Raw genomic sequence first — 13,151 nt, 5'->3', positions numbered from 1 at the left:
TCGACCGGCTTCCTATCGATCCAACGGCACGTCCGCCAAATGGATTTCGACGGCGGTCAGCCATCCCGCTTCGATGCTCGCTTCGCGATAAGCGAACTGCACGTCACCGACCTGGCCCATGTGGACGGCGCCGCGTTGTTCGGTGAACGTGGGAACTTCTTCCTCGGGCACCTGACACGCGGCAAGCAGGTTCAATAGTGCCGTCACTGGGACCGGCGTGCCTTCGGGTCGTCTGCCACGTCTGGATCGATACGAACGCTTATCGGTGCTCTCGGGCAGCGGCAAAGGATCCTTGCTGATGATCAGCCACAGCGACATGGCTTCGGTCGGCTCGGTGCCACCGATCACTTTGCCATCGGCCGGCATCGTCACCGACAGTTTCTGTTCAAGACGCTCCAGCGGCGGAAAATGGCGCTGATCTCCCGTGCAACCGACCATCAACAGCATCGCCCCGGCAATCCACGCATAGTTCGGCGCGACAATCGCTCTATTCGACGTTGGTTGCAATCTCGCCTCCATTGCGACTTCCCATGGCCCACCACGTCTGCATGTCGATCGATTCCGATTGAAAATTCACACTGCCATCGGCCATCAAGACGTGAATGCCGCCGACGTGATGGCTGCCCGGCGTGACCAGGTTACTGCCGATCCCTTCACCACCATAGATGTGGCAATTGCGATCACCGATCGGCATGGCGTGCATGTAGGTATTGGCGGCAAATGTCCATCCGCTGATCCAGGCATGGCCGTGCCTTTCGATGTAGGCCGGATCACCATGAGTCACCGAACCACAGTAGGGAATCCACTTCTCCAGTGAACGGGCACGATGGGAACTACCACAGAAGGATTGCATGTTGACGTCTGTGTTACCAGCGACATAGCTACCACCCCAAGGACTGCTCACAACGGAAACCGAGCTAATCTTTCGCTCCGCCACTGCGGCAGTGTTTGACAGGCCGTCGGTGATGTCACGAAAACGGATCTGGGGCACTTGCCAACCATCGGGACTGGACGGGTTCAGCAATCCGAAAACTCCATTTTGCTTCTCAAGTGGGCTCTCGTCGTTTCCGGGCCAAAACGCAAGTTTGGGCCAACCCACGTTTCCGGCATAGCTTCCCGGAGCCAGCGTTTCTCCATCATCGTGATACTGCAAAACGGACGCCGGATCCGATGGGCACAAGTAGGTACCGATCATCGTCTTGGCGGCCTGGGCATTGGGGTGATTCGGCCCGATGCTGTAATTCAGATAATCGCTGCTTACGTTGTAGTTGCAGTGATCCGCCAGCGGCTGGCTGAAGTCGATTTGGTCGTACAGCGTTTCCTGTTCGACAAACGGCAGGATCATCGCAAGCCAACTGTAAAACCCGCTTCCACAGCCGCCGTCCGTTTTGTCCGGTCCGGTGGTCGTGGTTGGAATGTAGTGGTGGGCACCGTGGTAGTTGTGAAGCGCGAGCCCGACCTGCTTCATGTTGTTCATGCACTGGGTGCTTCGTGCGGTTTCGCGAGCCGCTTGCACCGCTGGCAAAAGCAGCGACACCAGCACGCCGATGATGGCGATCACCACCAGCAGTTCCACCAGCGTGAACGCCGTCAATTGGTTTCGTTGTCGAACAATTTTCATCTCAAGTTCCCGTGCACAATTTATCTTTTGATTTTTGTCTGTTTTTTCTTCGGTCGTCCAATCTTTGGATCACCGAAACACCAGGCCAACGTGTCCAGTTGGCAAAAGGGTCAACAGCAAAACGAAAAGGCATCGCCACCGCCGATTATGTTTTCATGCAGTCTGCTCATACACGAGATCGGTCTTGGCCCCCTAGTAAGCCACTTCGTCGTCTGGGCTCCAGCGACGCCACGCCGCGCAAGATTTCTAACACATCCCGAACAAAAGTTCGGGACGTCGTTGACCAGACGGCTGCGGCGGTGGAGACAAATCCATGCTGTCGATTCACGGTCGAACAGTTTCAGACACTAGGCTTGGGCGACGCCCGACTTCGCCTTGCGGCGACGACGGATGTAGGCGCCGCAGGCACCCAAAGAAGCCAACGCAGCAAAGCTGCCCGGCTCCGGAACCGCGGTGGCGGAAGCCGTGAACTCGACTTGATAAACACCTTCCGCGGTGAACCCATAGTTAAAGTGGTCATGCCCTCCGATCGGAAATGTCACCTGGTCATCAACGGGATCAACACCGTCGAGCGCGGTCGACATAAACACATTCACTCCACCAAGCCCGTCCCCCTGATACAACGCGAACTCGCCAGGCCCAGAAAATCCGGTCAGTGACAGCGTTACATCGCTAGTAATGGGAGGATTCGTCAACTCTTCGGCTGCGAGCCCGACAAATGGAATGCCCATCGTGTTGGACTGCGGAAGAACCCAAACGAAATCGCCAGTCTGCGTACCGAGGAACGGAATATCACCTGTGGTCACATTTCTTGTCGCACTGGACGCACGCATGTATGCCTCGCCAGGCTCCAACTCCAAGTCAGAATTTGGTGCGGAGCCATTCAAACCATCCTCGAAGTGATAGTGCAATTCCAACTCGCCGCCTTCGTAGCCAACACCGATATCACCGTGGCCCGTGTTCCACTCGTTCGCAGAACCAGTGCCCGTATAAGGGGCATCACCAACCACAAAAGTGAAGACCGCTGTATCGGTAACCGTCGCTGCCGACGCGGTGCCGGCCGTGACGCAAAGAGCGCCCAGGCAGCAAAGGGGAATCAGACTTTTCCTGAGATACTTCATCTCGTTTCTCCAAAATTCAAAACCAGGTTTAAAAAATCAAAACGTTGGCTGCCTTGGGTTCATTCACGCACCGGCAGCCGGTTCCTTGCGTGAGTGACAATGGGGCTCGGCGGTCGACGAGCCCACCGCGGGATTCGTCAGGCCGAAGCACGATGTCGCGGTGAAATCTTGTTGTCGTCTTCTGGATGCAAACCGGACGGGCTTGTGCCACGGACACGGCAGACCGCTTTCGGTTGTTTGGCAGTGAATGCCCCACGGCACGCACGCCAACGGTTTGACACAGGTTGGTCGGACCGGGCGTCGCACCATCGACGCACGCGCACGCGAGGATTCCAAATGGATTCATCAACGTGTCAGCGTTGGCGACATTAGCGCGAGTTTCGCGCGGACCACCGACGGGATCGGCGCAGCCGCATACCGGTCAGCAAGCCCTGGCGATCAAGACGTCGGACGCTTTAGACGGTCCGACAGGGAGGCCCACGGGCGAAGCAATCATCACGCGGCATTGGGTCAACGATTGGGCCCTGTGACAGCCCGACGTAACCAACCACACAACGGTCAAAGACGATGTCGGCGTACCAAGAAACGATGCCGGCCGGAGCCGCCAACGCCTGGCAGATCGGACAGGTGTCGTGGTCGTGGGGTGACGGCCCCCGCATCGGATCGTGCGAAGAATGTCCATCAGGAACCGATCCCGCATGCGAAGCCAACCCCTCATGATCATCCGAAAGGTCGTCGCCGTGGCAGTGGTGGCAACAACCACCGCACGATGCCACCGGTTTCGACACGATCGCCCGACCGTGACCATCGCAATTCGCGACGTGCCACCATGCAGGCATCTGCCCCATCACCAAGACGGCGAGGAGTGCGTGACAGACAGCCAGTCGGGACAAAGAAATCACGGTTCGCCTGACGCGTAACCACGGAAATGACGATTGGGAGGGTCCGACCAAAGACTCAACAGGCTACGGTAAACCGGATTATCCGGTTCGTCAATGAAGTCCCCGTCAACGATGGGTAAAGAACTTGGCCGCATCGCTGACAGCCCCCCCCGTTGGTGCAATCCGGTTGCACTTCGAGCCCCCGCACCGCCCCTAGGTGGACGGCCGAGCAGCAAACGTCTTGCTGTAACCGACCAGCTTCGCCTGGAACTCGGCGAACAATCGGCTGTGGAAACGGTAGGGGTTGGTCACCGCGACGATGGTCCGCGACGGCCGCGGCTTGCCAAGCGATCGATAGACGCGGCGATCGCACTGGTCCAGCCGCCGAGCCATTTCGGGAATCATGGACACGCCATGTGATAGGGACACCAGTTCCTGAACGGTCGCCAGCTGGTTGGCGTTTTCGACGGCCACGGGCCAAACCGACTGTTCACGACAGAACGTCGTGATGTTGTCCGACAGACAATGGGCTTCGTCCAGCATCACAAACGGTTCGTCTTCGATGTCGGACAACCGAATTCGTTTCTTTTCACAAAGCCGATGCCCCGGCGGCAACAGCAACACCAACTCCTCGGCGAACAGACGCCGGACTTCGACGTACTTCTCCGTGACCGGTTCGGCCAAGATGGCGATGTCGATTTCGCCTTGCTTGATCTTCTTCAGCAATTCCTCGGTCGTGCTTTCGTGGACGATCAAATGCGACCTTGGGAACGCATCGGAAAACTGCTTCAGCAAATCCGGCAGAAAGTACGGGGCGATCGTGGGAATCGCCCCGACGCGAATCTTCCCCGTTTCGCCGTCGTCGGTGATCTCCGCCTGCGTGTCTTCGACGATCCGCAGAATCTGCGTCGCACTGCGTTGGAACAGCACACCGGCGTCGGTCAGTTCGACCGAACGAGGCTTACGCTCGAAGAAAGGTTGCCCGAACTCTTCTTCCAATCGCTGAATCGACCGGCTGAGTGCCGATTGCGACAAATTCAGTCGCGTGGCGGCTTCGGTGAAGTTGCCCGTCTCGGCGACACATTGGAAGTATCGCAGTTGATCCAGATCCATCGCAGGGCTGGCTCCGTTTGATTGCGGTTTCCGAGGTCAAAGACACCGGCCGCAAGTTTCCGCCAGTTGCGGCCAGCCCCATTATGCACCAAACGCATCACTGGCATACAAAGAATGCATTGGACGCAGCCTTGGCAAGCCCGATAATTCTTTGGCAGACGACCCTTCGTCGCCACTTGGTCTCAACGCGCCAACCGCAGGAATCCACTGATGATGAAAATCCACACGGAAAACCGACGTCTTGCCAACCGCCGTGCCAGGACGTCACAGCGTTTGCGCCGCCGAAAACCGGGCGTGCGCCGCATCGCGTCATCGCTGGCCATCGCGCTGGGCCTGATGACTTCGGCACCAATCAGCTTGGCCGTTGCCCAGGACGCAGGTTCCCAGGACTCAGGAGCCCAGAACAGCCGCACCTCGGCCGGTTCCAATGCCCTGGCCCAGTGTCCGGTGATGGGGCCGTCGGCCGGTCCCAACCGGCACACGATCGCCGGGTCGATGAGCAATGGTGACTGGTGGCCCAATCAATTGAACCTGGACATCCTGCACCAGAACTCGGCCAAGAGTGACCCGATGGGTGACGACTTTGACTATGCCGCCGAATTCAATTCGCTGGATTTGGAAGCAGTCAAAGACGACATCAAAACGTTGATGACGACATCACAAGATTGGTGGCCCGCCGATTACGGACATTACGGCCCGCTTTTCATCCGCATGGCCTGGCACAGCGCGGGAACATACCGTGTGACCGACGGGCGCGGTGGTGCTTCCGACGGAACGCAACGTTTCGCACCGCTGAACAGTTGGCCGGACAACGCCAACCTGGACAAAGCACGTCGTTTGCTTTGGCCGATCAAGCAGAAATATGGACGCAAGATCTCTTGGGCTGACCTGATGGTATTGACCGGCAACTGTGCCTTGGAATCGATGGGCTTTGAAACGTTCGGCTTCGCCGGCGGACGCGTCGACGTTTGGGAACCGCAAAAGGACGTCTACTGGGGCCCGGAAAGCACGTGGCTGGGTGACCAACGTTATGAAGGCGATCGCAATCTGGAAAACCCGTTGGCCGCGGTGCAAATGGGTTTGATCTATGTCAATCCCGAAGGCCCCAACGGCAAACCCGATCCGTTGGCCGCCGCCAAAGACATTCGCGATACGTTCGCACGAATGGCGATGAACGATGAAGAGACCGTGGCCTTGATCGCAGGTGGTCACACGTTCGGCAAAGCACACGGTGCGGCCAGCCCCGAAGGCAACGTCGGCCCCGAACCCGAAGCCGCTGACTTGACCACGCAAGGTCTGGGGTGGATCAACCGTCACGGCAGTGGAAACGCAGGCGACACGATCACCAGTGGTTTGGAAGGCGCGTGGACCACGACGCCCAACCAGTGGTCGCACGGGTACTTTGAAAACCTGTTCGAATACGAATGGAAACTGGTCAAAAGCCCCGCGGGAGCCTGGCAATGGACGCCCACTGACGAAGCCGCCCAAGACACCGTGCCCGATGCTCATGATCCCGCAAAGGCACACGCACCGATGATGTTCACGACGGACTTGGCCCTGCGGATGGATCCGGAATACAACAAAATCTCGCGTCGGTTTTACGAGAACCCCGAACAGTTCGAAGAAGCATTCGCCAAAGCCTGGTACAAGCTGACCCATCGTGACATGGGCCCCGCATCGCGGCTGTTGGGTGATGACGTTCCGCCACCGCAGGTTTGGCAAGACTCGGTGCCACCGGCCACGGGTGACTTGATCGAACCGGCCGAAGTCGCCCAGCTGAAAAAACAAGTCCTTGCATCGGGGATCGCGACCAACGACTTGGTTTCGACCGCTTGGGCATCGGCATCGACCTATCGCGACAGCGACATGCGGGGCGGAGCCAACGGTGCACGCATCCGCTTGGCACCGCAAAAGGATTGGGAGGTCAACAATCCGGCCAAGCTGGCCGGCATCCTACAAAAGCTGGAAGGCATCCAGAAACAGTTCAACGGTTCACGCAACGATGGCAAACTGGTGTCCATGGCGGACCTGATCGTGTTGGCCGGTTGCGCGGGGGTCGAACAGGCCGCAGCAAAAGCCGGCGTGGACATCGCGGTTCCTTTCACCCCGGGACGGACCGATGCGACCCAAGAGATGACCGATGTCGAATCGTTTGAGTATCTGAATCCGGTCGCCGATGGCTTTCGGAATTACCAAGCCCATAACGCCGATCGACCGGCCGAAGAAATGCTGGTCGACAAAGCCAACCTGCTTTCGTTAACCGCGCCGGAAATGGCGGTCTTGGTTGGCGGCATGCGTGCGCTCGGAACCAACGCGGGATCCGGACCGTTGGCGGATCTGGGCAAACTAACCAGCCGCCCCGGTGTGTTGACCAACGACTTCTTTGTGAACTTGTTGGACATGAACACTGCATGGGAAAAATCGCCGATGTGCGAACACTTCTTCGAAGGCCGTGATCGGTCGACCGGAGAATTGAAGTGGACCGCCAGCCGAGTCGACTTGGTGTTCGGATCCAATTCGCAACTTCGCAGCATCGCCGAGGTTTATGCCAGTGATGATGCCAAGGAGAAATTCGTCCAAGACTTCGTCGCCGCCTGGGACAAAGTCATGAACTTGGACCGGTTTGACGTGAAGCACGGCAACGCCGCACCGGCAGCGCAAGTCGTTGCCAAGTAAGCCGGCGTAATCACGACGTCGCTATACCAACGACGGTCCACCCGCCCAAGACTCTCGCCCAGCGTCTTGTCTGCCGTTCCGTGCAGACAAGACGCTTTTCTTTTGTCGGCGGTGGCCGGATCCCCCTGGCTGGTCGACCGAAATATCCACGGTCATCCGAAACTTTGGCGTCGCGTTTGCACTGTTGGCGGAACGAAACCCATCGAACTTCCTTCCAACCCCAGTTTGCCAAACATGACCATCACCAGCGTCAATCCCGCAACGAACGAAACCATTGGCCAATTCGAATCGCTTCATAAAGACGATGTGACCGACGCGGTCGCCAAAGCCCACGACGCGTTCCAAACCTGGCGAGAAAGCACTTTCGAGCAGCGTAAGAAATGCATGCTGAAATTCGCCAAGCTTCTACGCGACGATGCCGATGAATACGCGCGGATCATCACGCTGGACATGGGCAAACGCATCTCCGAAAGCCAGTATGAGATCGAATACTGCGCTAATATCGCCGAATACTATGCCAATGGTGCCGAAGAATTCTTGGCCGACCAGAGCATGAATCAAGACGACGCCGAAGCGTACATGCGTCATGAACCTCTGGGCGTCTTGCTGGGTGTGATGCCGTGGAATTTCCCGTTCTATCAGGTCGTTCGATTCGCGACGCCCAACATCATGGCGGGCAACACCATCCTGCTGAAACACGCCAGCAACGTTCCCCAGTGCGCCAGGGCGATCGAAGACTTGTACAACGAATGTGGTCTTCCCGGTGGCGTGTATCAGAACCTGTTCATCCCGTCGGAATTCGTCGAAGTCATCGTTTCAGATTCTCGGGTTCAAGGCGTCTCGTTGACCGGCAGCGAACCGGCCGGACGCGCCGTCGCGGCTTTGGCCGGAAAGAATTTGAAACGCAGCGTTCTGGAACTCGGCGGCAACGACCCGTTCATCGTGCTGGAAGACGCGGACCTGGACGATGTGGTGGAAAAGGCTGTCCAAGGTCGCACCGTCAACGCGGGCCAGTCCTGCGTCGCCAGCAAACGCTTCATCGTTGTCAGCGACATCGCCGATCAGTTCATGAAACGGTTCAAACAGGCAATGTCGTCACTGCAATTAGGCGACCCCATGGACGAAGAGACCACATTGGCACCGCTGTCCAGCGAAAGCGCGGCGGTCAAACTGCAAGAACAAGTCCAATCGTCGATCAATGCCGGCGCCACCGTCGTGTTGGGCGGCGATCGTCCTGACCGCGAAGGGGCCTATTTCAATCCGACCATCTTGACTGATGTGACCCCAGACAACCCAACCTTCGACCAAGAATTATTCGGTCCGGTCGCGACCGTTTACGTAGTGGACGATGAAGACGCCGCCGTCGAACTGGCGAACCGATCGTCCTACGGCCTGGGCGGCAGCGTGTATTCCGCCGACCGCGAACGTGCCGAGCGAATCGCCCGTCATGTCCACACCGGCATGATGTTCATCAACCAACCGACCAAGTCACAAGCCGAATTACCGTTCGGCGGGATCAAAAATTCCGGCTACGGCCGCGAACTTTCGCACCTGGGAATCTTGGAATTCGTCAACAAGAAGTTGATCCACCTGGGACCAAAGTCTTGATCACCCGCCACGCCAATCCGAGGTCGTCGGACGTCACCACCGACGCACCGGTTGGTGACGATGGCTTGTCGCGACCGTCGCTACGGCTTCACCACCGAAGCTTGGCGACTGGGCGCAGTGGGTAGTCGCGATTCCACGATCTGTTGGTAATCCGCCAGCAATTCAGCCACGGTGGCTTGATATTCCGGCTGCTTTGCCAAATCGCGACTTTCAGTCGGATCATCCATCAGGTTGAACAGAGCCTTTGGTTCGAACGCGGTCCGTTTTTGATTGCTTTGGATGATCAGCTTCCAAGGCATCTTCCGCAGCATCACTTCGTTTCGTGATCCGGCCTGTTGGATGAAGTACGGACGTGATTGAAATTCGCCTTCACCGGTCAACAGCGGCAAAAAGTTATTCGAATCGGGTGCCTGACCCACAGGAATCTCGGTACCGACCAGCGCGGCAAGCGTTGCCACCAAGTCCTGGTTGACCACCAATTCGTCACAAACCCCCGCTTCGATTTGTGACGGCCATACCGCGATGAAAGGCACCCGATGACCGCCTTCCAAGGGTGAATTCTTGCTGCCGTTCCATCCACCGCCGGGTGCATAGCCGTGCTTGGCCGCTTTCCCGTCCTGCAAACCACCATTGTCGGACATCAAAACGATCAAGGTATTGTCATACGTCTTGGTGGACTTCAGCGCATCGACGATGCGTTTGGTCTGCATGTCCAGTTCCGCCACCATGTCCAGGTGATTCGACGGCGTGGTTCCCTTGATCGGTTTGCCATCGAACTCGACCGGTGGACGGTGTGGCAAGTGAACCGCGTGAGTACAGAAGTACAAAAAGAACGGTTGGTCTTTCGCTGCCGAACTGCGAATGAAGTTGCTGGCCTTTTGCGAAACGAGCTTGCCCAGCTGGCTGGCATCCCAATTCGAATCTCCCAGCCCCGGCCCCTTGTCCGAAACATCTTGTGGATGCTTGGCCGTTTGTTCGTTGAAGAAAATGATTTCTGAATCGTCACCCAGGGGGAACCAAGTCTGGTTCTCATAAACCGTATAGATCGGTCCTTGAATTCCGCATGGGACGGTGAAGTCATAGTCAAAGCCCATGTCGCGAGGGCCGCCGCCGACCATCTTTGACATGTCGACTTTGCCGGTCAGATCGCCATTCTTTGGACCTCGATAGATCTGGTCGGTTCCCGGTACCAAGAAGTCGCCGCCAAGATGCCACTTGCCGACAAACCCGGTCCGATAACCGGCGTCTTGCACCACACTGCCCAAGGTGGCTTCCCCTTCGATCATGGCGGACGGTGCGAACGTGCTCCACACGCCCCAAGGTGCATAGGACCGATAGCCGTTCTTGCCGCTCATCACGCTGTAACGTGTCGGTGCACAAAGCGCCGTCGCGGAGTGTCCGTCGGTGAACCACAAACCTTGTGCGGCCAGCGCATCAATGTTGGGTGTTTCGACGATCGGTTCCTGATTGCGAAACTTCCGCGCGTGAAAGCCGACGTCTCCCAGTCCCAAATCGTCCGCCATGATGACGACGATGTTGGGGGATGGGCTGTCGGCCCAGCCATTGGCAACGGCCAAGGTGACCATCAACGGAATCATTAAAAAACGGTTCACGATTCGATCTCTCATGCGAAACAGACACGGGGCGGGAAGTTCGGTAGGAAGTGTCAACGGCGGGCAGAAGATGACACGCCAAGATGTCTACAATAAACAAGTTTTCGTTCATCGACAGCCAGCACGCACGTCGCCGGCGGCCAGCGGTCCGCGGCGATCAATCATTGCCAAACCACGCACTGCTACAATGTGCCGCACCCCGGTCCCTCGACACGCGGCACGAGTCGGCAGAGTCTTGCCACACGAACGCCCTGTGCTCGTTGCCGATCGGAACATCCCATCCGCAATTATTCGGAGCCCGATATGTGCGATCCCAAAACCTACGAAGAAGACCTGAAGAAGTACTCGCGTCGTGACATCGGCGCCTTGGCCGCCGCCGGGATGGGCGCGGCAATGATGTTGCCGCGAACCGCCGATGCGGTGGAAGTCAGCGACGAAGACGTCAACATCGAAACCCCTGACGGCGTCTGTGACGCGTATTACGTCACTCCGGCATCGGGTGCCCACGCCGCGGTGCTGATCTGGCCCGACATCTTCGGTTTGCGGCCCGCGTTTCGACAGATGGGCAAACGCTTGGCCGAATCAGGTTACAGCGTTTTGGTGGTCAACCCGTTCTATCGAAAACAGAAAGCACCGACCGCCGCCAAAGGTGCCAGCACATCTATCAGCGATGTCCGTTCGCTTGCTCGCACGTTGTCACCGGAAACGCATACGACCGACGCCAAAGCATTCGTGGCTTGGTTGGATCAGCAATCACAGGTCGACACCAACAAGAAGGTCGGCACAACGGGCTATTGCATGGGTGGCCCGATCGTCTTTCGCACGGCCGCGGCGGTTCCCGATCGCGTCGGCGCCGCAGCAACGTTCCATGGCGGCGGACTGGTTTCCGATTCGCCGGACAGCCCCCATTTGCTGATCCCACAAATGAAGGCACAGTTCTTGATTGCGGTGGCCGAAAACGATGACCAGCGTGATCCCGAGGCCAAAAACGTCTTGAAGGACTCGTTCGCTCAGGCAGACTTAAAAGCCGAGATCGAAGTCTATCCGGCCGGTCACGGTTGGTGTCCGCCCGACACTCGCGTCCACAACCCGGAACAAGCCGAAAAAGCCTGGAGCCGTATGCTGGCGTTGTTCAAAGAAACCTTGGCGTGAACCGATGATCGCCGGCAAACGAATCCATGTCATTTGACCGGACGATAAAGGTGACGTGACGCAGTGATCGCGAAGAAGATCGTTAGCGCGCTGATCACGACCAGGAATGCAGCCGCGGTCCCGGTCGCGCCCGCCATGGGGGCCAACACGGCGGTCAGCCCCAGCAAGGCGATCGCCGCAACGGCTTCACAAGCGATCACAAATCGGTTGAAGTTCACAAACCGCAAATAGGCGGGTGCGAGTGACCAATACGCCGTGACACAGCCGCCGGCCGACACCAAGCACAACGCGGGATAGCCGGCGACATAGGCGTCCCCATACAGCCGCAAGATCCAGCGTCCGAACACGATCACCACCGTCATAAAGATGGCACACAGGGATCCAATGAACAGATGCCGTTTCCAGCTCATCTGTCGGGCACGATCGATATCACGCTGTTGCACCAGCACCGACATCTGTGGCTGGTAAAGCTTGTCGGTGGACTTCGACAACAACAAGACTTGCAACCCGATCTCCGATGCGGCGGCGAAATAGGCGACCTGGGTCTCCGCAATCGGCAGCATCTCCATCGCGATGATGGGTAGGCGGAACAGTGATGCCCCCAAGAAGCCCGACACCGCAAAATAAAACCCTTGGCTCATCCAAACCCTGGTTCGATAAACGGGCTTGCTTTGTCGAATCGTGGAATCGGTGATGCCGATTAACACGCCCCAACACAGAATCGCCCCCAGGGCGGACCCGAGACCATAGATGGCGACACCCTGCATGGAGTTCAGTGTTTCGCCACGTGTCCAAAGGTAAACCAGGACGGCCAAACTGGAACCAGGAATTAGAAATCGCGAAACAAGGCTGCCGAAAACGGACATCCGATTGGCCATCAACAGATCAATGCCGACACCACTGAGCGCGGTCAACGGCAAAAACAAGGCGGCGATCGCCGCAGGGTGACTGGTGAACGGACCGCCTTTACGCCATTGGCTGATCAACATCACAACGGCCAACGCCACACTGATCAACAACACTGACACCGCGCTGTAGCGATAGTAGCCCGACAGCCGTCCCCAACGCTTCTTCAACCGATACCTCGGCAAGACCTTCATCGCGTACTTGCCGACCCCGGCTTCGGAAATCGTCGTCAGCAAGCCCAACGTCGCGACGGCCACCGCATAGTCTTCGAATTCATCGGTGCCCAACAGACGTGCGGCAAACACGGAAGTGGCGAATCCCAAGACTGAACCGACAACGGTCAGCACCAACAAGATGTTGGCGCGCAACAACCCGTCGTCGATCTCAACGGCACGGTCTGTGAGGGGTTTCGCCATGCTTAGGACTATGTTCCAGCGCGTCGGGCATTGCCAGACGCAAC

Annotated in this window: 9 protein-coding genes; 3 read left to right on the top strand and 6 right to left on the bottom strand. The window is 57.8% G+C overall.

Annotation, left to right across the window (positions count from 1 at the left end):
• Positions 1-12: 12 nt before the first annotated feature.
• From Mal65_RS07355 to Mal65_RS07340, 4 genes are all read right to left on the bottom strand, one after another.
• Positions 13-447 (bottom strand): hypothetical protein, encoded by a 435-nt coding sequence (locus Mal65_RS07355; RefSeq protein ID WP_145295428.1) that lies wholly within the window; start codon positions 445-447, stop codon positions 13-15.
• Between the two features lie 40 nt (positions 448-487).
• Positions 488-1,621, bottom strand: coding sequence for a DUF1559 domain-containing protein (locus Mal65_RS07350; RefSeq protein WP_145304761.1), 1,134 nt, complete (start codon positions 1,619-1,621; stop codon positions 488-490).
• A 347-nt stretch (positions 1,622-1,968) separates the two neighbouring features.
• A complete protein-coding gene (locus tag Mal65_RS07345) occupies positions 1,969-2,742 on the bottom strand; it encodes a choice-of-anchor M domain-containing protein (RefSeq protein ID WP_145295425.1) in 774 nt (257 codons plus the stop codon).
• 1,094 nt (positions 2,743-3,836) lie between these two features.
• The gene (locus Mal65_RS07340; RefSeq protein ID WP_145295422.1) at positions 3,837-4,736 is read right to left on the bottom strand and encodes a LysR family transcriptional regulator; all 900 of its coding nucleotides are present in this window, start codon (positions 4,734-4,736) and stop codon (positions 3,837-3,839) included.
• Positions 4,737-4,949: 213 nt separating this feature from the next.
• Here Mal65_RS07340 and katG point away from each other — a divergent pair, with 213 nt between their 5' ends.
• Positions 4,950-7,412, top strand: coding sequence for a catalase/peroxidase HPI (gene katG, locus Mal65_RS07335; protein WP_390621965.1), 2,463 nt, complete (start codon positions 4,950-4,952; stop codon positions 7,410-7,412).
• A 234-nt stretch (positions 7,413-7,646) separates the two neighbouring features.
• On the top strand, positions 7,647-9,020 hold the full coding sequence (locus Mal65_RS07330; protein ID WP_145295420.1) for an NAD-dependent succinate-semialdehyde dehydrogenase: 1,374 nt from the start codon (positions 7,647-7,649) through the stop codon (positions 9,018-9,020).
• Between the two features lie 80 nt (positions 9,021-9,100).
• On the opposite strand, the gene Mal65_RS07325 is transcribed toward Mal65_RS07330, so the two are convergent.
• Positions 9,101-10,633, bottom strand: a complete 1,533-nt coding sequence (locus Mal65_RS07325) for a sulfatase family protein (protein WP_196784659.1) — start codon at positions 10,631-10,633, stop codon at positions 9,101-9,103.
• A gap of 303 nt (positions 10,634-10,936) precedes the next feature.
• Here Mal65_RS07325 and Mal65_RS07320 point away from each other — a divergent pair, with 303 nt between their 5' ends.
• Positions 10,937-11,785 carry a dienelactone hydrolase family protein gene (locus tag Mal65_RS07320; protein WP_145295418.1) on the top strand — a complete coding sequence of 283 codons (849 nt, stop codon included), beginning with the start codon at positions 10,937-10,939 and terminating at the stop codon, positions 11,783-11,785.
• 29 nt (positions 11,786-11,814) lie between these two features.
• On the opposite strand, the gene Mal65_RS07315 is transcribed toward Mal65_RS07320, so the two are convergent.
• Positions 11,815-13,107, bottom strand: coding sequence for a lipopolysaccharide biosynthesis protein (locus Mal65_RS07315; RefSeq protein WP_145295415.1), 1,293 nt, complete (start codon positions 13,105-13,107; stop codon positions 11,815-11,817).
• Between the last annotated feature and the right edge of the window lie 44 nt (positions 13,108-13,151).

This window comes from Crateriforma conspicua (assembly GCF_007752935.1).
GTDB classification, from domain to species: Bacteria; Planctomycetota; Planctomycetia; order Pirellulales; family Pirellulaceae; genus Crateriforma; species Crateriforma conspicua.
This window is presented reverse-complemented; position numbering and strand designations above follow the sequence as displayed.

What these genes read in the sequence shown, in the direction of transcription:
- Mal65_RS07355 (WP_145295428.1), bottom strand. Translation starts at nt 447, where the DNA reads ATGCTGTTGATGGTCGGTTGCACGGGAGATCAGCGCCATTTTCCGCCG.
- Mal65_RS07350 (WP_145304761.1), bottom strand. Translation starts at nt 1,621, where the DNA reads ATGAAAATTGTTCGACAACGAAACCAATTGACGGCGTTCACGCTGGTG.
- Mal65_RS07345 (WP_145295425.1), bottom strand. Translation starts at nt 2,742, where the DNA reads ATGAAGTATCTCAGGAAAAGTCTGATTCCCCTTTGCTGCCTGGGCGCT.
- Mal65_RS07340 (WP_145295422.1), bottom strand. Translation starts at nt 4,736, where the DNA reads ATGGATCTGGATCAACTGCGATACTTCCAATGTGTCGCCGAGACGGGC.
- katG (WP_390621965.1), top strand. Translation starts at nt 4,950, where the DNA reads ATGAAAATCCACACGGAAAACCGACGTCTTGCCAACCGCCGTGCCAGG.
- Mal65_RS07330 (WP_145295420.1), top strand. Translation starts at nt 7,647, where the DNA reads ATGACCATCACCAGCGTCAATCCCGCAACGAACGAAACCATTGGCCAA.
- Mal65_RS07320 (WP_145295418.1), top strand. Translation starts at nt 10,937, where the DNA reads ATGTGCGATCCCAAAACCTACGAAGAAGACCTGAAGAAGTACTCGCGT.
- Mal65_RS07315 (WP_145295415.1), bottom strand. Translation starts at nt 13,107, where the DNA reads ATGGCGAAACCCCTCACAGACCGTGCCGTTGAGATCGACGACGGGTTG.